This window comes from Aquabacterium sp., assembly GCF_041909175.1.
Classification (GTDB): domain Bacteria; phylum Pseudomonadota; class Gammaproteobacteria; order Burkholderiales; family Burkholderiaceae_C; genus Aquabacterium.
In genome coordinates, this window is the sequence record NZ_JAYRDZ010000011.1 from 1 (window position 1) to 23,849 (window position 23,849).

The following is a 23,849-nucleotide window of genomic DNA, read 5'->3' on the forward strand; positions in this document are numbered from 1 at the left end:
TCCGAACCAAAGATCGTGGCTGGCCGCGGAGGTTCACTATTCCACAGGAGTAGTGCGCCAAGAAACGAGAGTGCGGTGAAGAGCAAGAAAATCGGGCGAAGCGTCATACAAAGCTTGAGCCTAACGTGGAGCTAACCGGCCTGCGCGGCCTTTCGCGCAGGTCCGGTTGAGCGCAGGGTTATGCAGCATGGGTACATTCAACTGATGTCTGTGATTTTGGAGATCGCTTCGTCTTGGAACTCGAATTCCGAGCGACCAGAGAGGGTCAGAACCTGCCCTTTCTTTAGGCCGTTCGGCAGATCGGAGGCGACGACGGCGCGAAAAGCGATGATGGCAACCGCGACGGGGCCTTGAATCTCGAAGGACTCGATTTTCTGATGCCTTTCCGAGAACAGCGATAGCGATTGCAGAGCAAGGGCTTTAAGTTCCGCGATTCCATTTGTGCTTGCGTTCACCACCCCGGCAGAAATGTTCTTGAATTGCACCTGCGGGTGAAGGCCATCGAGCATGTCGTCTACGTCCTTGCGGTTGTAGGCGTCGATGTAGTGGTCGACGAGGGCGCGAATTTCAGTGGGACTCAATTGGCGTCTCCGCGAAATGCTGCATAACGCTCACGTTAACAGGCGACAGCCAGCGAAGCTGGTTGGCGTCCTGTTGAACAACCAGTTAGGCTGATGGCAGGTGCTGCAGCAATTGAGTTGATCATGATGGCTACTTGCGAGTTGCTTGCATGCCAATATAAGGATCAAGTGCCAAGTCACCAAATTCCCGGCTAGCTTCTAAGATTTCTGAGCGAATTAGCAATGCCGTTTCGGGGTCCTTCGCTTTTGCAAGGAATAGGGACATAGAAGCATCAAGTCCAAGGTGGCCCACGATGCTCAAAAGCATCTCGGTTTGCGGAAGATCGGTTGGATTCCAGGTGGCGTTGATGAACTTCGAAATCTCCGCAGCTAGCTCTGGTGAGATGCGCTCATAGGTATGCCACTGCTTGTCCGCCAACTCAATGAGAACATCAATCTTGTCGGATGTTGGTGCTGATGCAGATAGTGCTTCGACGAATAGCTGCTGCAGTTCTACGGCTGGAACAGCCTCTGGCAGTACATGTACGTTTGGTAGCTGCATAAAGAGCCTAACGTAATTTAGGCGTCAATACTGACGCATAACAAAGTGGTTTCAGGCGCAAAGTGAGGCCTAACCCATTAACCACATCAGGGTCTAAGTGCTTGTCGCGCATTGGTTTTTGGCTCTTCAACGGTCATTCCTCCCAGGTTATGCGTCACTTGTTGGTTCAGTAACCAAGTGTTGCCGCCAGCATAAGCGGGCGCGTACTGAATAGTCAAACGATGGGTACCCCACTTGGTGGGGTTGCGATGGCTGGATCAAGCCACACATCATCAACTGATGAAATCCACTTCGCCGTCGTCATCGAGATCATCAGGCTCAGCCGCTTCTCCAGTTCAGACTGGTGCTCGGGTGGGCCCGGGTGGCTCGCCAATCAAGCCCGTGCGCTTGCTGGACCAATTGCGCGAACGTGTGCGCTACCTTCACTACAGTTGGCGTACCGAAGAGGCTTACGTCTATTGGGTCAAGGCGTTTATCCATTTCCACGGCACGCGGCACCCACGAGAGATGGGCCCTACAGAGGTCGAGCGCTTTCTTTCGCATCTGGCCAACGAACGAAAGGTGTCCGCGTCCACGCACAAGCAAGCTTTGTCGGCCTTGCTGTTTCTCTACAAGCAGGTGCTGGGGGTCAACCTGCCGTGGTTGGGCGAAATTGGCCGGCCCAAGACCGAGCGCCGCCTCCCCGTGGTGCTGTCGCGCGATGAGGTGGCGCAACTGCTCCATGCCTTTGATGCCGACTACCGGCTGATTGCCCAACTGTTATATGGGGCAGGCCTGCGTTTGCTGGAAGGTCTTCGCCTGCGTGTGAAAGACATCGATTTTGACCACGGTGCCATCATCGTTCGCGAGGGAAAGGGGCGAAAGGACCGTACGGTCATGCTGCCCGATTCCCTGGTGCAGCCCTTGCGCAGTCAGCTGCAGCATGCCCGGCTGCAGTGGGAGAGAGATCGTCAGGCCGGTGTCGGCGCGGTCTTCACGCCGGATGCCCTGGCAACCAAGTATCCACGCGCGGGTGAAACCTGGGGCTGGTTCTGGCTGTTCCCGGCGGGTGATACGTCAGTAGACAGCCGCACGGGTGAAATCCGTCGCCACCACGTGCTGGACCAGACCTTTCAGCGTGCTTTCAAGCGAGCGCTATCTCGCACGCACATTGAAAAATCGGCGACACCGCATACCTTGCGCCATTCATTTGCCACCCACTTGCTGCAGGCGCATTACGACATCCGGACGGTGCAAGAGTTGCTGGGGCATTCTGATGTGTCCACCACCATGATCTACACGCACGTGCTCAAGGTCGGCGGTGGGGGTGTGCGCAGCCCGCTGGATGCGCTGAGCTAGTGGCCTAGAACCAGCGCAGCGCCTGGAGCCAGAAGGGCACCGTCACCATGCCCAGCAGCGTCGATAGCGTGATCAGTCCCGCCACGAAGGGGCCGTGTCCGCCCATGCGCACGGCCAGCACGTAGGCGCTTGACGCAGTGGGCAGTGCGCCAAAAGCCAGCAAGATGGCCTTTTCTGCGGAAGGCAGCTGCAGCACGATGCCCAGCACCAGGGCCAGCAAGGGCAGCAGGCCATGACGGATCACGAGGAAGGCTGTCGTGAGGGTGGGGGCCACGGTCAAACCGGTCAGCCGCAGGCCGGCACCTACAGCCAGCAAGCCCATGGGCAGTGCAGCCTGGCCAATGCGCCCCACGGTGCCAACCAGCCATTCAGGCAAGGGGATGCCCAGAATCTTCACGATGAGAGCAGACAGCGTGCTGATGATCAGCGGGTTCCTGGCCATTTCTTTCCAGGTGTTGTGCCCACCGTGGCGGGCCAGAAACCACACGGCGCCTACATTGCACAGCGGTACACAGACCGCAATGAGCACCGCAATGAGTGCCACACCGGTTGGCCCGGCCATGCGCTCTGCCAGGGCGAGGGCGATGTAGGAGTTGAAGCGGAATGCTGTTTGCGCGCCACTGGCCAGCAGCCGTCGGTCAAAGCCCTTGTACCATTGCAAACATGCCGCCAGCACCATGCCTGCCAGGCAAACGGCCATGCCAGCACCAGCCAGGGTGACAGCATCGCTCGGGCGCAAGGGGCTGCGCACAATGGATGCAAACAGCAAGGCGGGGAAAAGCAGGTGGTACACCAGTTTTTCAACCACCTCCCACACTGGGCGTTGCAGCGTTGAAAAGCGGCACAACCCGAAACCTGTCAGGATGAGCAGGAAGTCGGGCAGCAGAAGCAGTGGGTCAAATGCGGTCATGATGGCCGCAAGGTTACAAGGTTGGTGACCGCTTTGCTGCTCCGGGGTTGCTGGTCATGTCAGCTTGGTGGCTGGGCATGGCGTTATAGGGCAAGGCTCCACTTACCTCGACAGGTTCTCAATTGACGCGATTGGCTGATTTTTCTGTTTCAAGCCTGGCTCGTTCAGGCCGGATGGGGCTGCTTTGTCTGGCCGTGTTGGCCAGTGTGGGTGGCGTGCACGCGGCTTCGCTAGAAGGGCAGCGCTTCGAAGATTCGATCGTGCTGGGCAACCGCACATTGCGCCTCAACGGCCTGGGTTTGCGTGGCGTGGCCTGGATCAAGGCGTTTGTTGCGGGCTTGTATGTGCCAACCACCTCACATGACCCGGCGCAACTGCTGAGCATGACGGGCCCCAAGCGCTTGCGTCTGAAGGTGATGCTGGAAGCGCCCAGTGCCGAGTTGAGCAAGTCCATGCGCAATGGTGTGCGGCACAACGAGACGCCAGAGGTTCAGACGCAGTTGGCCGCCCGCGTTGATACCTTCGCAGCGGCCATTGACGGCATCGGCAAGTTCAAGCCCGGAGACGTGCTCGATCTGGATTTCGTGCCGGGGCGCGGCACGCAGTTGAGGCTCAATGAAAAGGATCTCGGCAAGCCGATTGCCGGTGAAGAGTTCTATCGGGCCATCATGAAGATCTTCATCGGCAAGCGCCCGGCTGACAAACGCATGAAGGAGGGGTTGTTGAGTGGCGCGCCCGGCTGACAAGCGTGTGGCATCGTCGTCCACCCAGGGGGGCGATCCCAACCTCTACCGTTTCATCGATGCACTCTGGCTGGAAGATGGCCTGAGTGCCAACACCTTGGCGGCCTACCGGCGTGATCTGGAGGGGTTGGCCACGTGGCTGGCTGACCAGCAAACTGGTCGCACGCTGGTCCAGGCCACCGAGGTGGATCTCATGGGCTATGCAGCCTTCCGGCATCGCGATTCGCGGCCGGCATCGGTGGGGCGGCGTTTGAGTGTCTACCGGCGCTTTTACAGGTGGGCTTTGCGGGAAGGCCTGACGCAGCAGGACCCGACCTTGCGCATGGATGCGCCACGGCAACCTATGCGCACGCCGGGCACGCTGACCGAATCGCAGGTGGAGGCCTTGCTGGCTGCGCCTGACCTGGAAGAAACGCTGGGGCTGCGCGACCGCACCATGCTGGAACTGATGTACGCCAGCGGTTTGCGTGTGAGTGAGCTGGTTGAGCTGAAATCGGTACACGTCGGGCTCAACGAGGGCGTGTTGCGCATCACCGGCAAGGGCAGCAAGGAGCGCCTGGTGCCGTTTGGTGCCGAGGCGGGTGAGTGGCTGCGCCGTTACCTCATTGACGGGCGGCCGGTCATTCTGGGGCAACGTCAAAGTGATGCCTTGTTTGTGACCAACCAGGGTGGGCCGATGAGCCGGCAGATGTTCTGGAAGCTGGTGCGCAAATACGCTATCAGGGCGGGCATCACCCAGGCCTTGTCGCCCCACACCTTGCGACACGCGTTTGCGACGCATTTGCTCAACCACGGGGCTGATTTGCGCGTGGTGCAGATGCTGCTGGGCCATGCTGACATCTCGACCACCCAGGTGTACACCCATGTGGCGCGTGAACGTCTGCGCCAGTTGCATGCGCAGCACCACCCTCGTGGGTGACGCCTTCAGGGCCCCAGCAAAAAGGCCATTTCCTCTTCAGTGAAGCCGGCCGCCTTGCGTGCGGCTTCATTGAACGGCGGCTTGAGGCGAGGGGCCTCGTACTGTTTGACCAGTTGCGGGTAGATCTCGACCGCGTTGAGCTGCCTGGCATCGCACAGATGGTGAAACCAGTGGTTGCCAATGGTGACGTGGCCGATCTCGTCGCGCAGGATGATGTTCAGGATGTCAACTGCCGCGTGGTCTCCCGCCCGGGTGAGCTTGTCCTGAATCAGCGGCGTGGCGTCCAGTCCGCGCGCTTCAAGTGTCCGGGGCACCAGCGCCATGCGTGCCAGGATGTCGTGCGAGGTCTTTTCGCACATGGTCCACAGCCCATTGTGAGCATCGAAGTCGCCATAGTCGTGGCCCAGCGTCTGCAGGTGGGCGCGCAGCAGTGAGAAGTGCAGGGCTTCTTCATCCGCAACCCGCAGCCAGTCCAGGTAAAACTGGGACGGCATGCCTTCAAAGCGCCAGACCGCATCCAGTGCCAGATTGATGGCGTTGAACTCGATGTGACAAATGGCGTGCAGCAGTGCCGCGCGTCCCTCCAGTGTGAATGGGGTACGCGAGGGGACGTCCTTGGCGGGGACCAGATGCGGTCGTTCGGGGCGGCCGGGCAGGGCCGCGAGCTGGTCGGCCGTCAGGCTGAGGCGCTCCTGGCAGTCGCTGTCATCCAACTGCACTGGGCGCTGAGCGTACAGGGCACGGGCCTGGACTGCCTTGGTTGCAGGGTCCCGCTCCAGCAACACGGCCAGCGCCTGTTGCCTCATGGACGGCGCTTGCTTCATTCTGCCCAGGTGATCCAGTTCATGTAGGCCGACAGCAGGATGAAAGCACCGAAGGCGATGCGGTACCAGGCGAAGGCGTTGAAGTTGTGGCTGGATACGTATTTCAGCAACCAGCGCACACACAGCCAGGCAAACAGGAAGGAAAACACCAGCCCTACGCCAAACAGGGGCAGGTCAGCGGCCGAGAGCAGGGCGCGCTCCTTGTAGAGGCTGTAGGCACCCGCCCCGATGAGGGTGGGGATGGCCAGAAAGAAGCTGAACTCGGTGGCCGCCTTGCGCGACAGGCCCAGCAGCATGCCGCCAATGATGGTGGCGCCAGAGCGGCTGGTGCCGGGCACCAGGGCAAAGCACTGCATCAGGCCAACCTTGAGGGCGTCCAGCGGGCTCATGTCGTCCACGTTTTCAACGCGGTAGTGCGACACCGATTGCGCACGGCGTTCCGCCCAGAGGATGATGAACCCACCCAGAATGAAGGTGCTGGCCACGACAATGGGGGTGAACAGGTGTGCCTTGATGGCTTTGCCGAACAGCAGGCCCAGCACGACAGCTGGCAGAAAGCCCACCGCCACGTTGATGGCAAAGCGCTGTGCGCGGGCATCGCCGCCCAGGCCGATCACGGTGTCTCGCAGCTTCTGCCAGTAGACCAGGATGATGGCGAAGATGGCGCCCGTCTGGATGGCGATGTCAAAGACCTTGGCCTTGTCGGCACCGGCACTGCCAGAGAAGTCCAGCAGTGAGCCGGCCAGGATAAGGTGACCGGTGCTCGAGATGGGCAGGAATTCGGTCAGGCCTTCTACGACGCCCATCAGGGCGGCCTTGATAAACAGCAGGGTGTCCACGCAGGGTCCTATTGCAACAGATCGACGAAGCGCGCATCTTAGGCCAGCTTGGTGACGAAAACCTGCGCTGCGGAGGCGGACATTGCCATCCCTTGCCCGCATTTGCGGGGGCATGTCTCTACACTGACCCGTATGGTCACCTTGCTTGATGAAACTTTTGCGCCCCCGTCTGAGCGGTGGCTGAACCGCTACGCCTCCTTCAGTGGGGACTGGAACCCGCGTGTTCAAGCGCCGGTGGCCACCCCCTGGCAGGGTGATGCACTGGCGCGCCCCCGCTGGGTGGCGTGGAGCAACGAGTTGGCTTCAGACATGGGCTGGCCCGATGGCTGGCGCCATGACGAAAGCCTGCAGGTTTTCACCGGCAACGCGGTGTGGCCCGGCATGAGCCCCTTGGCCACCGTCTACAGTGGTCACCAGTTTGGGGTGTGGGCGGGGCAGCTGGGTGATGGCAGGGCCTTGTTGCTGGGTGAGCTCGATACGGCCATGGGGCCTTTGGAGTTCCAGCTCAAGGGCGCAGGTCAGACACCTTACTCGCGTCGGGCAGATGGACGCGCTGTGCTGCGCTCATCCATCCGCGAGTTTTTGTGCAGCGAGGCCATGCACGGGCTGGGCATTCCCACTACAAGGGCCTTGTGCCTGACGGCGTCGCCCCAACCGGTGATGCGTGAGGGCGTGGAAACCGCTGCCGTGGTGACGCGGGTGGCCCCCAGCTTCATCCGCTTTGGCCACTTTGAGCACTTCGCGCACAGCGGCGCCGCCGGCCACCTCGACGTCCTGCGGGGACTGGTGGATTACGTCATCACCCACCACTATCCGGATCTGGCCGACGCGCCGAACCGGGCGCTGGCATTGCTGCAAAAGGCCGTGGATAGCACCGCAGACTTGATGGCTGCGTGGCAGTCTGTTGGGTTCTGTCATGGGGTGATGAACACCGACAACATGTCCATCCTGGGGTTGACCATTGACTATGGCCCTTTCGGGTTTCTGGATGGGTTTGACCCGCAGCACATCTGCAACCACTCTGACTCTGAGGGGCGATACAGCTGGCAGAACCAGCCTCAGATCGGCTACTGGAACCTGCGTGCACTGGCCACTGCCCTGGTGCCCTTGATCCCCGAGTTGGCCGAAGACGACCAGCTCATCATCGATGTGCTCAAGAGCTACGAGCACCGTTTCCCGCTGTCCATGCGGGCACGCTGGCGCGCCAAGCTGGGCTTGCAGGTGCTTGACCCGGAAGATGGCCAGCTGGCAGTCGACCTGCTCAGCCTGATGGCGGAGCACCGTGCCGACTTCACCATCACATTCCGCCGTTTGTGTGATTACCGGGCTGATTTGTCGCCCAGCGACCCTGTCAATGCGCCGGTGCGTGACCTGTTTCTGAACCGGGAAGGGTTTGACGACTGGGCCCGCCGCTACACCGTGCGCCTGCGTGCAGAGGGCAGCGTGGATGCCGAGCGCCGTGAGCGCATGCGACGGGTCAACCCCGTCTACGTGCTGCGCAACTACATGGCAGAAAATGCCATCGACAAGGCACGCAAGGGCGACGACAGCGAGGTACGCCGCCTGCACGCCTTGCTGCAGAATCCGTTTGATGAGCAACCCGGTTGTGAAGCCGACGCGGGTTTCCCGCCCGATTGGGCGAAGGGCATTTCGGTATCCTGTTCCTCATGAGCGACTACAAGGTCAAGAAATCAGACGCCGAATGGCGTGCGCAGCTCGATCCCATGCAGTTCGAGGTGACGCGCCATGCCGCTACCGAGCGGGCCTTCACAGGCCAGTATTGGGACCATTTCGCAGATGGACGCTACCGCTGTGTCTGCTGTGGTGAGCCCTTGTTTGACGCAGCCACCAAGTTCGACGCGGGCTGCGGCTGGCCCAGCTTTTCTGCCGCCGTGAAAGATGAAGGCGTCGAGCGTGTGATGGACCACAGCCACGGCATGATCCGGGTGGAAGTGCGCTGCCAGAATTGCGGCGCGCACCTTGGGCATGTGTTCGACGATGGCCCGGCTCCCACTGGTGAGCGCTTTTGCATCAACTCGGCCGCGATAGACTTCGAGCCGCGCTAACCATTCCGCTTCGCGGCTGATACATGAAAATTCTGATCGACCTGCTGCCCGTCATCCTGTTTTTCATTGCCTACAAGTGGGCAGATGGGCACAAGGACACGGCCGCCCAGTGGATGACCGACCACCTGGGCTTTCTCGTGTCTGGCGGGGTGGTGGGCTCGATGGAGGCGCCCGTGCTGCTGGCCACGGCGGTGGTCGTGATCGTCAGCATCGCGCAAATCGTCACCCTCAAGGCGCTGCGTCGCAAAGTGGACACCATTCTCTGGGCCAGCTTGCTGGTGGTGCTGGTGCTGGGGGGGCTCACCCTGTGGTTCCACAGCGAAACCTTCATCAAGTGGAAGCCGACGGTCATTTACTGGATCATGGCGCTGGGTTTCCTGTTTACCGAAGTCATCTTCAAGCGCAACATGCTTCGCCAGATGATGGGCGGCCAGATTGATGCGCCGGCACCTGTCTGGCGCAAGCTGGCGTGGGCCTGGGTGGCGTTTTTCGCCGCCATGGGGTGTCTCAATCTTTACGTCGCTTTTCATTTCCCGACCGACACCTGGGTGAGCTTCAAGATGTGGGGCACGACTGGCCTGATGCTGGTCTTCACGCTGGCGCAGGGCGCCTACCTGAGCCGCCACATGCACCCGCTTCCCGACGAAGTGGCCGACCCGGGCAAGCAGGGTTGAATGCAACCTCACGCAATCATTGAACTTTCCGGACTCACCATGACACCAACACACGGTGTGACAGCCGCCCAGATCGAGGCCGCCCTGCAGTCAGCCCTTCAACCCGCCAGCCTGACCGTGACCGATGACAGCCATCAGCACGCAGGCCATGCCGGGGCAGGGGATGGCAGCCACTTCAGTGTGCACGTCCGTGCAGCCTGTTTCGAGGGCTTGTCTCATGTCCAACGCCACCGCCTTGTGTATGATGCCCTGCGCGAATTGATCCCGCAGGGCGTGCATGCGCTTGCGATCAAGGCCGAGAAAGTCTGATATCCACACTCATCACTATTCGCTCATGAAGACCTTCCAATCCACCGCCCTCAAATCTGCCGTGCTGGCAGTGACCCTGTCGCTGGCCGCACCGCTGGTGATGGCTCAGAACATTGCCATCGTCAACGGCAAGGGCGTGCCCAAGTCGCGTTTCGACTCGACCATGGCGTTGATCCTGAAGCAAAAGCAAAACGGCCAGTCGCCGCAGCGCACGCCTGAGCTCGAAGCCAAGGTGAAGGAGCAGCTTGTTCTGCGCGAAATCTTCAGCCAGGAAGCTGAGCGCAAGGGTCTGGCCACCACCACCGACTACAAGGCCCAGATGGAAGCAGCTCGTCAGGACATCCTGATCCAGGCGCTGCGTACCGATTTCGAAGCCAAGAACCCGGTCAGCGAGGCTGATGCCCGCGCCGAATACGACAAGATCAAGGCTCAGAACGGCGACAAGGAATACCGTGCCCGTCACATCCTGGTCGAGACTGAAGACCAGGCCAAGGCCATCATTGCCCAGCTGAAGTCGGGCGCGTCGTTTGAAGACCTGGCCAAGAAGAACTCCAAGGACCCGGGCTCTGCCGAAAACGGTGGCGACCTGGACTGGGCTGCACCTGGCAACTATGTGCCTGAGTTCTCTCAAGCCATGACCCAGCTCGAAAAGGGCAAGTACACCGAAGTGCCGGTCAAGTCGCAGTTCGGCTATCACATCATCAAGCTGGAAGATGTGCGCGCCACGGCGTTCCCTGCGTTTGACGACGTGAAGGGCCAACTGATGCAGCGCCAGTCGCAAATGAAGTGGGCCAAGTACATGGACGACGTCAAGAAGCGCGCCAAGACCGACTTCAAGTTCCAGGAATGATGTGATCCGGTCGGGCTGTGCCTTGCTCAGCCTGATCGGCCCATCTGCATCAGCAAGGCGGCATTGCCACCGGCTGCCGCCGTGTTGATGCTCACGACCTGTTCCGTGCAAAAGCGCAGCAGGTAATGCGGGCCCCCCGCTTTGGGGCCTGTACCGCTCCACCCTTGTCCACCGAAGGGTTGCGAGCCCACTACCGCACCGGTCATGGGGCGGTTCACATACACATTGCCCACTCTGGCCAACTGCGCCACCTTGCGCGCTCGTCGGTCGATGCGTGTTTGCACGCCCAGCGTCAGCCCGTAACCTGAACTGTTGATCTGCGCCATCAGTGTGTCCAGATCTGGCGCAGCCGTGCCCGGCCCCCAGCGCACCACGTGCAGGATGGGACCGAAATGCTCTTCTGTCAGCGATTGCACCTGCGGCAAGGCCCAGGCAGAAGGCGGCACGATATCGACCGCATCCGGATCGCTGGCCTCGCACTGTGCGATCAGCCTGATGCCACTGCCGGCTTGCTCTGCCTGCCAGCGCAGATCAGCCACATGGGCCAGCAGGTGCTCCTGGGCATCGCGGTCAATGACGGGCCCCACGTCTGTAGGCCAATGGTGTGCTTGTCCGACCCGCAAGGTTTGCATGGCGCCGGCCAGCAGCGTTTCAAGGCGATTGGCCATGGCCTCATGCAGGCACAGCAGCCGCAAGGCCGAACAACGCTGACCAGCGCTCAGGAATGCACTGCTGATCACGGCGTCAACAACTTGCTCGGGGTGGGCGCTGCTGTCGACCACCATGGCATTGAGACCACCGGTTTCGGCGATCAGCGGAATGATGGGCCGGTCACCCAGGGCCAGCATGCGCTGAATGCGTTTGGCGGTGGCAACCGACCCGGTGAAAGCGACACCGGCACAGTAGCGACTGGCTACCAGAGCTGCCCCCACCACATCACCTGCGCCGTGTGCGAAACCCAGCACGGCAGCCGGGGCGCCAGCGCGCTCCAGCAGGCGCATGAAACGCTGTCCTATGGCCGGGGTTTGTTCAGCTGGCTTGGCTGCGACCGCGTTGCCGCAGACCAGGGCCCCCATGACCTGTCCCCCGAAGATGGCCAGGGGAAAGTTCCAGGGGGCAATGCAGACGAACACCCCGCGCGAGCGTAATTGCCATTCGTTGCTTTCACCGGTGGGGCCAGGGAGGTCCTGTACGAGCAGGTGTTGACGACCCTGCTGCGCGTAGTAACGGGCCAGGTCGATGGTTTCCCGCACCTCGGCAACGGCATCGGCCATGGTCTTTCGAGCCTCTGTCACCAGGTCGACTACCCAGCTGTCAAATTCCGATTCGAGCAAGGCAGCCGTACGCTCCAACACCTCACACCGCTGTGCCGCGGGTGTCATGTCCCACGCAGGCCAGGCTTCGTGCAGTCGCTTCATGCTGGCCTGAGCTTCTTCCGCAGTCGATACCGCGACCTGGCGAACAGCCGGCCGCGCTTCAAGCAGCGACAGGATGTCGCGCCGATGGGCTTCGCATTGCAGATCCTTGCCTTTGGCGTTGCGCCGACTGGTGCCGAACAGCTTGGCCGGCATGGGGAGCGAGGGTGAGGTGCCAGAGGCCTCCACCCATGGAGAGCACAGCAGTTCATCCAGACTGACGGCTGGATCCGTGAGTTGGTGGACGAAGGAGCTGTTGGCTCCGTTTTCCAGCAAGCGTCTGACCAGATAGGCCAGCAGGTCACGGTGCTCTCCCACGGGGGCATAGATGCGCAAAGCGGCCTGCGGCATGTGGCTTGGGGTGGTTTGCCGGGCTTCCCGGTACAGGGCTTCACCCATGCCTTGCAGACGCTGCCATTCGTACTGGTCAGCCTGAACGCCGTGTAAACCGACCAGTGCGAGCACGGCCGCGATCGTGGTGGCGTTGTGGGTGGCGAACTGGGGGTAAATGCAATCGGTGTGGGCCAGCAGCATGTCGGCACACGCCAGGTAGGACAGGTCGGTGTGCGCCTTGCTGGTGTAGACCGGGTAGCCGTCCAGCCCCAGCTCCTGTGCCCGCTTGATCTCGCTGTCCCAATAGGCCCCCTTGACCAGCCGGACGCCGATGGTCCGTTCGTGCTGTTGAGCCAGAGCGATGACGGCGGCGATCATGTCGAGTGCACGGTGCTGATAGGCCTGAATGGCCAGACCCAGGCCATCTGCTGACTCGCTCAGCACAGCCTCCAGCACGGCCAGTTGCAGCTCCAGCCGGAATGACTCCTCGGCATCGATGGTCAGCATCAGGCCTGCGCGATGGGCCTGTTTGATCAGACCGGTGAGTCTGGGTACCAACTCCAGCATGACCGATTCTGCGTGTGCAGGCTCGAATCGAGGGTGCAGGGCCGACAGCTTCACGGACAGGCCTGGGCGCTGGCCCCAGGTTGGCTGGCCGGATCGGGTGTTCGGGGTGAGTGCGGCCATGTGCCGCAAAGCCTCTTGATAGGCAGCCAGGTAGCGGTCGGCATCCTCCCAGGAGCGGGCCCCCTCGCCCAGCATGTCAAAGCTGTGCTGTGTCAACAGATTGCGCTGGGCGTCTTCTGCGGTTTGTACCTGCGCACGCTCGAGGGCGTCGCTGACATGCTCGCCCAGCACAAACTGGCGCCCCAGTAGTTGCAGTGCACGGGTGGCGGCGGCGAGAACCGCTGGTGAGCCGAGTCGCTCAGTCAGGCGTTGCAGCAGTTTGGCTGGGCCACCGGCATCGCTCACCGTGTGCCCGGGCAGGAGTTTGCCGGCCATGTCCAGCAGCCACAGCGAGGCCTCTGCAGACCAGGGGCGATGCCCGTCCTGCGATGCGGCTCCTGACGGGCGGCCGTGAACCTGCTCCAGTTGGCTGGACAGCAACTCCAGCGCCGTGGCTTGATCGGGAATGCGCAGCAGCGCTTCTGCCAGCCGCATCAATGCCAGGCCTTCCTGACTGTTGAGCGGGAACTCTCGAAGCAATGAGTCGAGCGCCCAGAATGCGGGGGGGCGCCGCCGAACGCCGCGTACCCATGGCTCACTGAGTTGCCTGACGCGACCCCAGTCAATCTTGTCTTGCAACTGCTGCTTCAGTCGCTCGACCTGGGTTGCTTCATCGGCCCACGGCAGGGGCAGCCGGTCAGGCCGGGCCGTGGTGCGGGAATCAAGGCTGGCGGGTGCGGACGCAGTCAACATGGAGACCTCCCAGTCATCGCCTGACAGCGTATCTATGACAGGGAGGAGCCATCCCTGTCATCAACAGGGGTTTTGTACCGCTATTGTTTCTGTATGTTGCTCAGCGCTTTTTGAACACCAGATCCCAGACGCCGTGGCCCAGGCGAATGCCTCGGTTTTCAAACTTGGTCAGGGGGCGGTAAGCAGGTTTGTCTGCATAACCATCTGCCGAGTTGATCAGCGCGGGTTCGGCGCCCAGCACCTCCAGCATCTGCTGGGCATAAGGCTCCCAGTCGGTTGCGCAGTGGAGGTAGCCACCAGGCATCAGACGGGAAGACAGCAGGGACACCAGTGCTGGCTGAATCAGGCGGCGCTTGTGGTGGCGCTTCTTGTGCCAGGGGTCCGGAAAGAAAATGTGGACGCCTGCCAGCGAAGCCGGGGCAATCATGTGCTCCAGCACCTCCACGGCGTCGTGGCGAATCAGGCGCAGGTTGCTCAACTGCTGTTCGCCAATGCGTTTGAGCAGGGCGCCCACGCCCGGTTCGTGCACCTCGCAGCCAATGAAGTCTGTCTCAGGCAGGGTCTCGGCAATTTTGGCGGTAGCGTCCCCCATGCCAAAACCGATCTCCAGCACCACCGGTGCCTGACGACCAAATGTGGCGGCGTAGTCCAGCGCTTGGTCACGGTATGGCAGCAGGAACTGGGGCCCGAGTTCACTCAGGGCCCGTGCCTGTCCCTCGGTGGTGCGTCCTGCACGCATCACAAAACTGCGGATGGTGCGCGGGTGGGCCACAACAGGGTTGGTGGACTGTTCGTCTTCAGGCGTAGAGGGCGTGCTGGTCATGGCCGCAGGGCTTGAGATGGGCTGAATGCGCAATGGGGCGCGGAAGGGCGCCATTGTCGCCTAAAGCGTCGACGGGTGGCTGTTGTGGCGCGTGATAGGGGGCTTCCCGTAAATGGCACCCCCATGTCGGGGTGTAACAAATTCACACATCACCGTCAAAACGGAGAACGTTTGTTGTTTCATGCAATTTCGAGCGATCGGTGTCCTTCCAGTCCATGCATCATCTCAACATGTGACTCGGGTTTCGACACCGGGCTGTTCGGGTGAGGAGGGACGTAGATGAAACGAGTGGTTATGAAATGGGCTGCGGCTGCAGCGTTGGGTGTGCCCTGCTTGTTCTCGGCGACAGCTGCCCACGCGCTGTCCATGACCTTGCCGACGACCGCGATGGACGCGAACGCCATCATGACGCTGTCGCAGGATGCGGTGGACGCAATGAGCGCCACAGGCATCTCGATGTCTGCGCTGGGCAATGCCTATGCGGTTTCCGGCAGCACCTTGCCTTCGTTCGACCTGCCGATCACCGAAGTCAGTGTCAATCTGAGCCTGATTCCATATGCCCTGACCCCGACCGCGGGTGAGTCCTCCGGTTCAGCCCTGCAGATCAGCCGCGGCAGCAACAACCTGGTGCTGGCCAACTTTCAGATCGATTACAGCACCGAGCAGGTTCTGGCTGATGTCATTGTCAGCGGGGTCACCACAACCGGGATGGCGATCTACAGCTTTGATCAGGCCACGACGCTCGACATGTCCCTGCAGGGCTTGACCCTCAACATGTCGCAGGTGCTCAACCACTTGTACCTGACCACGGCGGCACAGAACACGTTTGCCTCGGCTTTGAACCTGAGCAAGACGCTCAAAGGCGTGCTGTCGGTGATCGACTTTGGCACCATCAGCATCGACATCAATGCCGCGCTGCGCAAACCCGTGTCTGCCTCTGCGTTCACGGCAGCCATGATCCCCGTGCCTGAGCCAGGTCCCGCCCCGATGATGGCATTGGGGCTCGTGGCGATGGTGTGGGTTGCACGCCGAAAACTGTCCGCCTGACGCAGATCGGGCGTACTAGCCTGCAAACCGCCGCTACAATGCGAGCCATCGCGGGTGTAGTTCAATGGTAGAACGCCAGCTTCCCAAGCTTGATACGTGGGTTCGATTCCCATCACCCGCTCCAGATATGAGCCAAGTCATTGATTGATCAGTGACTTGGCTCAAGTTCTTTCAGGGGCTACAACGTTGGTCCCCCCCCGGGAACTACAATCATTCTCAGTTCGTGGCCTGAGCTTGGCCATGCCTCTAGCTGTATTTCGGAGGTCAGGATGATTTGGCTGGTGCGTTTGGTGATGTTTGTTCCATCCCTGATTGCAGGGTGGTTGGTCTCGCGCGAAGAGCCCCGTTTCTGGATTGTCTCTCTCACCGTGGCATTGGTTTTCCTGGTGCTGACGGCCGTGGCCGGCTTGTACTACCCGCGCTTGCGTTTCTGGCGCCGCAAGGACGCCGACGCAGATACCACTCAATAAAACAGAGCCCACAGCGCAGCGATGATCAGCGCCCATTTGCCCACGTAATAGGCCTTGCGGTTCGTTTTCTTGAATTCCTTGGCCTTGGTGCGCAGTTGGTAGAAATAGAAGAAGAACTTGTTGAGCGCACCGATGCGTTCGCCTTCCACGTTTTGTGTGGCCGATGCCGGCATGATCACATTGGCAAACAGGTGGTTGATCCAGCGTACGACGGGCGTGTAGACCGGGCGCTCCAGATCGCAAAACAGGATGATGCGCGGCTTGTCGGTCGTGTTTTCGGCGTAGTGGATGTAGGTTTCATCAAACATCACCACTTCGCCGTCGCGCCATGAGTGCCGTTCACCGTCGACGTCAATGAAGCAGCGGTCGTCATTGGGTGTGACCAGCCCCATGTGATAGCGCAGTGAGCCGGCATAGGGGTCACGGTGCCGCACCAGGCGTGCGCCGGGTGGCAGCGATGTGAACATGGCGGCCTTGACCCCAGGGATCTGCTTGAGCAACTCGACCGTGCGGGGGCACATCTGCTGTGCAGAGGGCAGGTCGGTGCCATACCACTTCAGATAAAAGCGTTTCCAGCCGGTTCGAAAGAACGAGTTGAAGCCAATGTCGTTGTACGTGTCCGCGGCCTTGATGTTGCCCCGGTCTTCGAGTTTCAGTGCTTCATCCCGAATTTCCTGCCAGTGGTCCTGCAGGATCTGCATCTCAGGGAATTTCTTGGGGTCCAGGTAGGGTTGTGTGCCCACTTTGGAAAACAGCACCATCAAGGAGTTGAAGGGGGCGATCAGCACAGTGAAGTCGATCAGCGCCTTCGACAGTTTGAATCGCACCTTGCCGCGAAAGTGGGCGTGGAGTGCCGACGCGATGAAAATCAGCAGCACCCAGTGCCGGAGTGCCAGGTGGGGAAACCAATCCATGGGTTTGAGCCTGTCTTGCCAAATGCACCCGCCCAACATCGAACGAGCGTTCGGGATTATCTGTGGGCTGAGGGCGGTTGCGGTTGCGCAGGCTCACGAATTCGCGAAAACAGGCAGTGACTCTGTGCGTTTTGCGGACATCTCAACAGGCCTTGCGGAAATCTATAATCAAGGGTTCCGCTGAAACCCGGTGGCTGGCAGCCGCATGGCCACGCTCCCACCTCAGCCCCAAAGAAAGACATCGGATGAAAGCCGCCCAGATCCGTTCCACGTTCCTGAAGTTCTTCGAATCCAAAGGTCACACCATCGTGGCGTCCAGCCCTGTGGTGCCCGGTGACGACCCGACCCTGCTGTTCACCAACGCGGGCATGAACCAGTTCAAGGATGTCTTCCTGGGTTTCGACAAGCGCCCCTATACCCGTGCCACGACGGCCCAGAAGTGCATCCGCGCGGGCGGCAAGCACAACGACCTGGACAATGTCGGCTACACCGCGCGTCACCATACCTTCTTCGAGATGCTGGGCAACTTCTCGTTTGGCGACTACTTCAAGCACGACGCCATCACTTTCGCCTGGGAACTGCTGACCGAGCACTTCAAGCTGCCCAAGGACAAACTGTGGGTGACCGTCTACTCTGAAGACGATGAAGCCTACGAGATCTGGAACAAGACGGTTGGCGTGCCCGCCGAGCGCATCGTGCGCATCGGCGACAACAAGGGCGGCCGCTACATGTCCGACAACTTCTGGATGATGGGCGACACCGGCCCCTGCGGCCCCTGCACCGAAATCTTCTACGACCACGGCGCTGACGTGGCCGGCGGCCCTCCGGGCAGCCCCGATGAAGACGGCGACCGCTACATCGAGATCTGGAACAACGTGTTCATGCAGTTCAACCGCACGGAAGACGGCGTGATGCACCCGCTGCCCAAGCCGTCGGTCGACACCGGCATGGGCCTGGAGCGCATCACCGCTGTGCTGCAGCACGTGCACTCGAACTACGAGATCGATACCTTCGTGACCCTGATCGACGCGGCCAAGGCTGCGGTGGATGCGGCTGGCGCTGGCCATTGCGACCGCAACAGCCCGTCGCTCAAGGTGATTGCCGACCACATCCGTGCCACCTCGTTCACGGTGGCCGATGGCGTGATCCCCAGCAACGAAGGCCGTGGTTACGTGCTGCGCCGCATTGCCCGTCGCGCCATCCGTCACGGCTACAAACTGGGCGCTCGCACCCCGTTCTTCCACACGCTGGTGTCCGCACTGGCTGGCGAGATGGGCGATGCCTACCCTGAACTGCGCCAAAACGAAAAGCGCATCACCGAGGTGCTCAAGACCGAAGAAGAGCGCTTCTTCCAGACCATTGCCCACGGCATGGAAATCCTGGAAGGCGCTCTGGCAACCGGTACCAAGCAGGTGGATGGCGAAACCGCCTTCAAGCTGCACGATACCTATGGCTTCCCGGTCGACCTGACCGCCGACGTGTGCCGCGAGCGTGATGTGACGGTGGACCAGGCTGGCTTCGATGCCGCCATGGCGCGTCAACGTGAGCAGGCCCGCGCGGCAGGCAAGTTCAAGATGGCGGCAGGCCTCGAGTACAGCGGTACCGCCACCACCTTCCACGGTTACGAGCACTTGACGCACGAAGGCGCCAAGGTGACCGCCGTCTACGTGGATGGCGCCCCAGTGCAGCAGGCCAACGCAGGCGACGATGCCGTCATCGTGCTGGACAACACCCCGTTCTATGCCGAGAGCGGCGGTCAGTGTGGTGACAGCGGCGAGCTGCGCAACAACACCAGCCGCTTCCTGGTGGAAGACACCCAGAAGATCCAGGCTGACGTGTTCGGTCACCACGGTCGCGTGGTCGAAGGCGCCATCAAGGTGGGTGACACCATCAACGCCAAGGTTGATGCCGAAACGCGTGCCCGCACCGTGCGCAACCACAGTGCTACCCACCTGATGCACAAGGCTTTGCGCGAAGTGCTGGGCGACCACGTGCAGCAAAAGGGCTCACAGGTCACTGCTGACCGCACCCGTTTCGACTTTGCGCACAATGCACCGCTGACTGCCGAGCAGATCCGTGAAGTCGAAGAGATCGTCAACGCCGAGATCCTGGCCAATGCCGATGCGATCGCCCAGGTGATGGCACTGGAAGACGCTCAGCAGTCGGGCGCGATGATGTTGTTCGGCGAGAAGTACGGCGAGACCGTGCGCGTGCAGACCATCGGCTCGTCGAAGGAACTGTGTGGCGGCACCCACGTCAAGCGCACGGGTGACATCGGCCTGTTCAAGATCGTCGCTGAAAGCGGCGTCGCTGCGGGCGTTCGCCGCGTGGAGGCCATCACGGGCGAAGCCGCGCTGGCCTACACCCAGAACCTGGAAACCACGCTGGACGGCGTGGCAGCGCTGGTCAAGGCCACGCCGCAGGAAGTGCCGGCCCGTGTGGCCGCTGCCATGGAGCAGATCCGCGCCCTGGAAAAGGAAATCGCAGCACTCAAGGGCAAGCTGGCTTCCAGCCAGGGCGACGAGCTCATGGCCAAGGCCGTGGACGTCAAGGGCCTGAAGGTGCTGGCCGCGACGCTGGAAGGCGCCGATGCCAAGACCCTGCGTGAGACCATGGACAAGCTCAAGGACAAGCTCAAAACCGCTGCCATCGTGCTGGCTGCTGTCGACGGTGGCAAGGTGCAACTGGCTGCGGGCGTGACGGCTGACAGCATTGGCAAGGTCAAGGCTGGTGAGCTGGTGAACTTTGTCGCTCAGCAGGTGGGTGGCAAGGGTGGCGGCAAGCCGGACATGGCCATGGCCGGTGGCACCGATGCTGCGGCCTTGCCGGCGGCGCTGGCCAGCGTTCAGGCTTGGGTAGCCGAGCGCGCCTGATCCCGTTCAGTTCATCGCTTCGAAGCCCGGTGCCTTGACGGTATCCGGGCTTTTTCTTGCCAGACAAGGGGAAGTCCCAGGGGCGATCTGTCGCGCAGGAATCCCTGCTGTCATTTGTCATCCTGTGTAATCAGGCAGGTGCTTTCTACGATGCCAGTCATTGTGGAAACAGCCCACCGAGGTTCACCGATGGCACACGACACCGACAAGCAGCACCCCATCATCCCGCGCGAGCGCCTGGATTTCGGCCTGGATGGCGACATTCCCAAATACTGGTTTGGCGGCGACCCGTTCAAAACCCGCTTCTTCGACGCGATGTCGCTGATCTTCCCTCCCGGCGAGAAGTTTTTCATGACCACGGTGCGCGATTTCCGCGACCGCATCACCGACCCCAAGCTGCTGCAGGACATCAAGGACTTCAATCGTCAGGAAGCCCAGCACAGCATGGTTCACAACCAGTACAACGACCGCCTGCGTCAGCAGGGGATCGACGTGGACTACCTCACGGGCTGGCTCGACAAGCTGCTCTTTGACAACTACCGCAGTCGCTTCAGTCGGGAGTACACGCTGGCCATCACCGCTGCGCTGGAGCACTTCACTGCCATCAGTGCCCACCCCATGTTCGACAAGCGCGACATCCTGCGCGATGCGCACCCCAATGTGCGTGCCATGTACGCCTGGCATGCCATTGAAGAGGTGGAGCACAAGGGGGTTGCTTATGACGTCATGATCGACTATGCCAAGGTTGGTTACTTCAAACGCATCGGTGCATTGATTCATGCCACCTTCATGTTCCCTTATGTGATCTCGTTCTTCCAGAACGAGATGCTCAAGCAGGACGGTTTCAGCCGGAGCGAACGCGCGAAGATGCGCATCAAGGGGCTGTACTGGATGTTCAAGCCGACCGGTTTTGCTGCGCCCCTGTACAAGCATTACTTCCCTTACTACAAGCCCCACTACCACCCCTGGCAGGAGGTGGAGCAACCCGGTTATGCCGAATGGCTGTCCGCTTTCAACCGAAACCGTGATCCGGTGGAGGCAAGTGAGGGTATGCGAGCAGCTCTGGCGCTTTAAGCCACCGCGTTTGACGCCACTTAGTTGGTTAGACTTCGGCACACCTCCTCGGGGTGTGCCGATTTCATTTCATGGTGCTGTCCTTACCTCCAACCGCTCTGCTCGAAGCCCTGGGTATCAAACCGATTCCCTTGTTCATGCTGTCCAGCTGGATCAAGGCCGCGGCCAAGTGCGGTTTCAATGTCCAGCCCCTGTTGAAAGAGGCGGGTATCGAGATCGACCTGCTGCGCCTGGAAGAAGTGCGCGTGTCACCTCTGCAGTTGATTTCGCTGCTGGAGCAATGCGTGGCCATGTCGCCGCGTCAGCATTTTCCTTTCGTGCTGGGCGACACCTTTGCTTTCGAGTCTCTTCCCGAATTTGAAACCCTGTTGACCACCAGCCCGACCTTGAGAGAAGCGCTGCGGGTGGCCGACATGGCGCGGCGTGTGGTGTTGCCCTGGCTGACGCTGACCGTCAAGGAAGAGGGCGATATCGCCCAGGTGGTCGTGGGCCTGGATGTGCCGGTCACGCTGGCCAAGGCCTACCGGCTACCCCTGCATCTGGTGATCGAGGCTGCGCTGGCTTCCATCCGCAAGTTCGGGCGCTCCCTGCAAGGCTCTGAAGATGGCTTGTGCGGCCTGACCATCAAAGGCCCCCCGCCAGTCTATGCCGCACAGTTTGAAGCGTTCTTCCACGTGCCCGTCCGTTTTGATGCGTCTGTGGATGCCTTGCTGATCGACCGACACATCCTCGATGTGCCGCTCGAGGGCGCCTTTCCCGCACTGCACCAGCAGGCGCGGGCACTGGCCGAGCAACGTCTGGGCAAGGAAGCTCGGCGGCAGGGTGTCGCTGCGGAAATTGAAGAACTGATTACCCGTGAGCCGACCCTGCTGGCGCTGGGTATCGAAGACATGGCCGAACGCCTGGGACTGCATCCTCGCACGCTGCAGCGCCGCCTCAAGGATGAGGACATGAGCTATCTGGCCGTGCAGGCGCGCATGCGTCATCGGCTGGCATGCCAGTGGCTGGGGCAGGGCGATGTCTCCATTGACGACATCAGCATCCGCCTGGGTTTTTCGGATAGACGGGCCTTCACGGCGGCTTTCAAGCGCTGGGAGGGGTGCACGCCCAGTGTATGGCGCGATCAAAACGGGCGGGCCTGAGGGCGTCAAGGGCGTTGCTTCCTGCTAGAGTGCCGCCCATATGTCGACACAACGCACTGATCTCCTGGGCCGACACATTGTGCTGGGCCTGACGGGCGGCATCGCCTGTTACAAGTCTGCCGAACTCGTGCGCCTGCTTGTCAAGGCCGGCGCCTCGGTTCAGGTTGTCATGACCGAAGGCGCGCAGGCCTTCATCACGCCCGTGACCATGCAGGCGCTCTCGGGTCACCCCGTGGTGACCAGCCAGTGGGATGCCCGCGAACCCAACAACATGGCGCACATCAACCTCAGCCGCGAGGCCGATGCCATGGTGATCGCCCCAGCCAGCGCCGACTTCATGGCCTTGCTGGCGCAAGGCCGTGCCGACGAGGTGCTGAGCCTGATGTGCCTGGCTCGTCCACGTGAGCGGTGCCCCTTGCTGGTGGCGCCGGCCATGAACCGTGAAATGTGGTCCCACCCGGCCACGCAGCGCAATGTGGATCAGTTGATCCAGGATGGCGCGGTGATTCTGGGGCCGGACAACGGTGAGCAGGCCTGTGGCGAAGTGGGCGATGGTCGCATGCTCGAACCCGCTGATTTGCTGGATGACCTGATTGCCTTCTTCCAGCCCAAGGTGCTGCAAGGGCAGCGGGTGCTGATCACGGCAGGCCCCACCTTTGAAGCCATTGACCCGGTTCGTGGCATCACCAACCACTCGAGCGGCAAGATGGGCTTTGCCATGGCGCGTGCCGCTGCCGAGGCCGGTGCGGAGGTCACCCTGGTGGCGGGCCCCGTGCATCTGGACACACCGCGTGGCGTGGTGCGCCGCATCAATGTGCAGTCTGCGCAGCAGATGCACGATGCCGTGTTGCCCGCAGCCACCGAGAGCGATATCTTCATCGCCACGGCCGCTGTGGCCGACTGGCGCCCTGCGACGCTGGCGCAGCACAAGATCAAGAAGGAGGGCAAGAAAGTAGCTCCGTCCTTCGAGCTGACAGAGAACCCCGACATCCTGGCAGCGGTGGCTGCCTTGCCTCAGCCGCCGTATTGCGTGGGCTTTGCGGCAGAAAGTGAAAACCTGCTGGAGCACGCGCGAGCCAAACTGCGACGCAAGCGCATTCCCTTGATCGTCGGCAACCTGGGGCCGGCCACCTTCGGTCGCGATGACAATGCCTTGCTGCTGGTCGACTCAACCGATCAATGGCAGCTGCCGCCCGATGGCAGCACCGCCGACAAGCTGGTGCTGGCGCGCCAGCTCATGGCCGAATTGGCCCGCCGACTGAATCTTCCTGAATCTGATTGAACCAACGCTCATGACCACTGTCGACCTCAAGGTGCTCGATGCACGCATGGCCGAATACCTGCCCGCCTATGCCACGCCCGGTAGCGCCGGTCTGGATTTGCGGGCCTGTCTGGATGAACCTCTGGTGATCGAGCCGGGCCAGGCCCAGTTGATTCCGACCGGCTTGTCCATTCACCTCAATGACCCGGGCTTGGCGGCCATGTTGCTGCCGCGCTCCGGTCTGGGACACAAGCACGGCATCGTGCTGGGCAACCTGGTTGGCCTGATCGATTCAGACTACCAGGGCCCGCTGATGGTGAGTTGCTGGAACCGCGGCCAGGCTGCGTTCACCGTGCAACCACTGGAGCGCATCGCGCAGATGGTGATCGTGCCCGTGGTGCAGGCGCAATTCCGTGTGGTTGACAGCTTTGACGCCTCGGAGCGAGGCGAGGGCGGCTTCGGTTCGACCGGGCGCGCCTGACTG

23 protein-coding genes and 1 tRNA gene are annotated in these 23,849 nt (G+C 61.3%); 16 read left to right on the forward strand and 8 right to left on the reverse strand.

The window, feature by feature from the left end; all coding sequences use genetic code 11:
• Positions 1–197 precede the first annotated feature (197 nt).
• Complete coding sequence (locus ACE3PH_RS14270; protein WP_374320236.1) at positions 198–581, reverse strand: nuclear transport factor 2 family protein; 384 nt, start codon at positions 579–581, stop codon at positions 198–200.
• 130 nt (positions 582–711) lie between these two features.
• Positions 712–1,122 (reverse strand): hypothetical protein, encoded by a 411-nt coding sequence (locus ACE3PH_RS14275; RefSeq protein ID WP_374320238.1) that lies wholly within the window; start codon positions 1,120–1,122, stop codon positions 712–714.
• Positions 1,123–1,401: 279 nt separating this feature from the next.
• Between ACE3PH_RS14275 and ACE3PH_RS14280 the strand changes: the two genes are divergently transcribed.
• The gene (locus ACE3PH_RS14280) at positions 1,402–2,460 is read left to right on the forward strand and encodes an integron integrase (protein WP_374320240.1); all 1,059 of its coding nucleotides are present in this window, start codon (positions 1,402–1,404) and stop codon (positions 2,458–2,460) included.
• Between the two features lie 4 nt (positions 2,461–2,464).
• Here the strand turns inward: ACE3PH_RS14280 and ACE3PH_RS14285 are convergent, their stop codons facing one another.
• The gene (locus ACE3PH_RS14285; RefSeq protein ID WP_374320242.1) at positions 2,465–3,370 is read right to left on the reverse strand and encodes an AEC family transporter; all 906 of its coding nucleotides are present in this window, start codon (positions 3,368–3,370) and stop codon (positions 2,465–2,467) included.
• Positions 3,371–3,543: 173 nt separating this feature from the next.
• Here ACE3PH_RS14285 and ACE3PH_RS14290 point away from each other — a divergent pair, with 173 nt between their 5' ends.
• Together ACE3PH_RS14290 and xerD are read left to right on the forward strand one after the other, a co-directional pair.
• Positions 3,544–4,113: a chalcone isomerase family protein gene (locus ACE3PH_RS14290; protein WP_374320244.1), complete on the forward strand. Its 570-nt coding sequence runs from the start codon at positions 3,544–3,546 to the stop codon at positions 4,111–4,113.
• A 7-nt stretch (positions 4,114–4,120) separates the two neighbouring features.
• Complete coding sequence (gene xerD / locus ACE3PH_RS14295) at positions 4,121–5,032, forward strand: site-specific tyrosine recombinase XerD (RefSeq protein ID WP_374320382.1); 912 nt, start codon at positions 4,121–4,123, stop codon at positions 5,030–5,032.
• Positions 5,033–5,037: 5 nt separating this feature from the next.
• On the opposite strand, the gene ACE3PH_RS14300 is transcribed toward xerD, so the two are convergent.
• Positions 5,038–5,856: a ferritin-like domain-containing protein gene (locus ACE3PH_RS14300; RefSeq protein ID WP_374320246.1), complete on the reverse strand. Its 819-nt coding sequence runs from the start codon at positions 5,854–5,856 to the stop codon at positions 5,038–5,040.
• Positions 5,853–6,695 (reverse strand): undecaprenyl-diphosphate phosphatase, encoded by an 843-nt coding sequence (locus ACE3PH_RS14305; protein ID WP_374320248.1) that lies wholly within the window; start codon positions 6,693–6,695, stop codon positions 5,853–5,855. Before ACE3PH_RS14305 ends, ACE3PH_RS14300 begins: the two co-directional genes overlap by 4 nt.
• 132 nt (positions 6,696–6,827) lie before the next feature.
• Here ACE3PH_RS14305 and ACE3PH_RS14310 point away from each other — a divergent pair, with 132 nt between their 5' ends.
• Genes ACE3PH_RS14310 through ACE3PH_RS14330 form a run of 5 tightly spaced genes read left to right on the forward strand, consistent with a single transcriptional unit; the run spans position 6,828 to position 10,594 of the window.
• A complete protein-coding gene (locus ACE3PH_RS14310) occupies positions 6,828–8,366 on the forward strand; it encodes a YdiU family protein (protein WP_374320250.1) in 1,539 nt (512 codons plus the stop codon).
• Positions 8,363–8,761, forward strand: coding sequence for a peptide-methionine (R)-S-oxide reductase MsrB (gene msrB, locus ACE3PH_RS14315; RefSeq protein WP_374320252.1), 399 nt, complete (start codon positions 8,363–8,365; stop codon positions 8,759–8,761). Before ACE3PH_RS14310 ends, msrB begins: the two co-directional genes overlap by 4 nt.
• A 23-nt stretch (positions 8,762–8,784) precedes the next feature.
• Entirely contained in the window at positions 8,785–9,435 is a 651-nt protein-coding gene (locus ACE3PH_RS14320) for a septation protein A (protein ID WP_374320254.1), read from the forward strand.
• Positions 9,436–9,474: 39 nt separating this feature from the next.
• Positions 9,475–9,744, forward strand: coding sequence for a BolA family protein (locus ACE3PH_RS14325; RefSeq protein ID WP_374320256.1), 270 nt, complete (start codon positions 9,475–9,477; stop codon positions 9,742–9,744).
• 25 nt (positions 9,745–9,769) lie between these two features.
• Positions 9,770–10,594 (forward strand): peptidylprolyl isomerase, encoded by an 825-nt coding sequence (locus tag ACE3PH_RS14330; RefSeq protein WP_374320258.1) that lies wholly within the window; start codon positions 9,770–9,772, stop codon positions 10,592–10,594.
• Between the two features lie 26 nt (positions 10,595–10,620).
• On the opposite strand, the gene ACE3PH_RS14335 is transcribed toward ACE3PH_RS14330, so the two are convergent.
• A complete protein-coding gene (locus ACE3PH_RS14335) occupies positions 10,621–13,761 on the reverse strand; it encodes an L-glutamate gamma-semialdehyde dehydrogenase (protein WP_374320260.1) in 3,141 nt (1,046 codons plus the stop codon).
• Between the two features lie 100 nt (positions 13,762–13,861).
• Positions 13,862–14,584: a tRNA (guanosine(46)-N7)-methyltransferase TrmB gene (trmB, locus tag ACE3PH_RS14340; protein ID WP_374320262.1), complete on the reverse strand. Its 723-nt coding sequence runs from the start codon at positions 14,582–14,584 to the stop codon at positions 13,862–13,864.
• A 279-nt stretch (positions 14,585–14,863) separates the two neighbouring features.
• On the opposite strand from trmB, the gene ACE3PH_RS14345 reads away from it, so the two are divergent.
• The 3 genes from ACE3PH_RS14345 (at position 14,864) to ACE3PH_RS14355 (ending at position 16,101) form a co-directional block, all read left to right on the forward strand.
• The gene (locus ACE3PH_RS14345; protein ID WP_374320264.1) at positions 14,864–15,631 is read left to right on the forward strand and encodes a PEP-CTERM sorting domain-containing protein; all 768 of its coding nucleotides are present in this window, start codon (positions 14,864–14,866) and stop codon (positions 15,629–15,631) included.
• 50 nt (positions 15,632–15,681) lie between these two features.
• Positions 15,682–15,755: transfer RNA gene (locus tag ACE3PH_RS14350), tRNA-Gly, on the forward strand.
• Positions 15,756–15,924: 169 nt separating this feature from the next.
• Entirely contained in the window at positions 15,925–16,101 is a 177-nt protein-coding gene (locus ACE3PH_RS14355) for a hypothetical protein (protein ID WP_374320266.1), read from the forward strand.
• Here the strand turns inward: ACE3PH_RS14355 and ACE3PH_RS14360 are convergent.
• Positions 16,095–17,015 (reverse strand): aspartyl/asparaginyl beta-hydroxylase domain-containing protein, encoded by a 921-nt coding sequence (locus ACE3PH_RS14360; protein ID WP_374320268.1) that lies wholly within the window; start codon positions 17,013–17,015, stop codon positions 16,095–16,097. The genes ACE3PH_RS14355 and ACE3PH_RS14360 overlap by 7 nt on opposite strands.
• 245 nt (positions 17,016–17,260) lie before the next feature.
• Between ACE3PH_RS14360 and alaS the strand changes: the two genes are divergently transcribed.
• The 5 genes from alaS (at position 17,261) to dut (ending at position 23,846) form a co-directional block, all read left to right on the forward strand.
• Positions 17,261–19,888: an alanine--tRNA ligase gene (alaS, locus tag ACE3PH_RS14365; RefSeq protein ID WP_374320270.1), complete on the forward strand. Its 2,628-nt coding sequence runs from the start codon at positions 17,261–17,263 to the stop codon at positions 19,886–19,888.
• Positions 19,889–20,077: 189 nt separating this feature from the next.
• Positions 20,078–20,962: a metal-dependent hydrolase gene (locus tag ACE3PH_RS14370; RefSeq protein WP_374320272.1), complete on the forward strand. Its 885-nt coding sequence runs from the start codon at positions 20,078–20,080 to the stop codon at positions 20,960–20,962.
• 71 nt (positions 20,963–21,033) lie between these two features.
• Entirely contained in the window at positions 21,034–22,104 is a 1,071-nt protein-coding gene (locus ACE3PH_RS14375) for an AraC family transcriptional regulator ligand-binding domain-containing protein (RefSeq protein ID WP_374320274.1), read from the forward strand.
• 40 nt (positions 22,105–22,144) lie between these two features.
• Positions 22,145–23,386 carry a bifunctional phosphopantothenoylcysteine decarboxylase/phosphopantothenate--cysteine ligase CoaBC gene (coaBC, locus tag ACE3PH_RS14380; RefSeq protein WP_374320276.1) on the forward strand — a complete coding sequence of 414 codons (1,242 nt, stop codon included), beginning with the start codon at positions 22,145–22,147 and terminating at the stop codon, positions 23,384–23,386.
• Positions 23,387–23,396: 10 nt separating this feature from the next.
• Positions 23,397–23,846, forward strand: a complete 450-nt coding sequence (gene dut / locus ACE3PH_RS14385) for a dUTP diphosphatase (protein ID WP_374320278.1) — start codon at positions 23,397–23,399, stop codon at positions 23,844–23,846.
• Positions 23,847–23,849: the final 3 nt, after the last annotated feature.

Coding starts and splice junctions, on each gene's coding strand:
- ACE3PH_RS14320 (WP_374320254.1), top strand. CDS start 8,785: ATGAAAATTCTGATCGACCTGCTGCCCGTCATCCTGTTTTTCATTGCC.
- ACE3PH_RS14280 (WP_374320240.1), top strand. CDS start 1,402: ATGAAATCCACTTCGCCGTCGTCATCGAGATCATCAGGCTCAGCCGCT.
- ACE3PH_RS14330 (WP_374320258.1), top strand. CDS start 9,770: ATGAAGACCTTCCAATCCACCGCCCTCAAATCTGCCGTGCTGGCAGTG.
- dut (WP_374320278.1), top strand. CDS start 23,397: ATGACCACTGTCGACCTCAAGGTGCTCGATGCACGCATGGCCGAATAC.
- coaBC (WP_374320276.1), top strand. CDS start 22,145: ATGTCGACACAACGCACTGATCTCCTGGGCCGACACATTGTGCTGGGC.
- ACE3PH_RS14310 (WP_374320250.1), top strand. CDS start 6,828: ATGGTCACCTTGCTTGATGAAACTTTTGCGCCCCCGTCTGAGCGGTGG.
- msrB (WP_374320252.1), top strand. CDS start 8,363: ATGAGCGACTACAAGGTCAAGAAATCAGACGCCGAATGGCGTGCGCAG.
- ACE3PH_RS14345 (WP_374320264.1), top strand. CDS start 14,864: ATGAAACGAGTGGTTATGAAATGGGCTGCGGCTGCAGCGTTGGGTGTG.
- ACE3PH_RS14285 (WP_374320242.1), bottom strand. CDS start 3,370: ATGACCGCATTTGACCCACTGCTTCTGCTGCCCGACTTCCTGCTCATC.
- alaS (WP_374320270.1), top strand. CDS start 17,261: ATGAAAGCCGCCCAGATCCGTTCCACGTTCCTGAAGTTCTTCGAATCC.
- ACE3PH_RS14290 (WP_374320244.1), top strand. CDS start 3,544: ATGGGGCTGCTTTGTCTGGCCGTGTTGGCCAGTGTGGGTGGCGTGCAC.
- ACE3PH_RS14355 (WP_374320266.1), top strand. CDS start 15,925: ATGTTTGTTCCATCCCTGATTGCAGGGTGGTTGGTCTCGCGCGAAGAG.
- ACE3PH_RS14375 (WP_374320274.1), top strand. CDS start 21,034: ATGGTGCTGTCCTTACCTCCAACCGCTCTGCTCGAAGCCCTGGGTATC.
- ACE3PH_RS14300 (WP_374320246.1), bottom strand. CDS start 5,856: ATGAAGCAAGCGCCGTCCATGAGGCAACAGGCGCTGGCCGTGTTGCTG.
- ACE3PH_RS14360 (WP_374320268.1), bottom strand. CDS start 17,015: ATGGATTGGTTTCCCCACCTGGCACTCCGGCACTGGGTGCTGCTGATT.
- ACE3PH_RS14275 (WP_374320238.1), bottom strand. CDS start 1,122: ATGCAGCTACCAAACGTACATGTACTGCCAGAGGCTGTTCCAGCCGTA.
- ACE3PH_RS14325 (WP_374320256.1), top strand. CDS start 9,475: ATGACACCAACACACGGTGTGACAGCCGCCCAGATCGAGGCCGCCCTG.
- ACE3PH_RS14370 (WP_374320272.1), top strand. CDS start 20,078: ATGGCACACGACACCGACAAGCAGCACCCCATCATCCCGCGCGAGCGC.
- trmB (WP_374320262.1), bottom strand. CDS start 14,584: ATGACCAGCACGCCCTCTACGCCTGAAGACGAACAGTCCACCAACCCT.
- ACE3PH_RS14335 (WP_374320260.1), bottom strand. CDS start 13,761: ATGTTGACTGCGTCCGCACCCGCCAGCCTTGATTCCCGCACCACGGCC.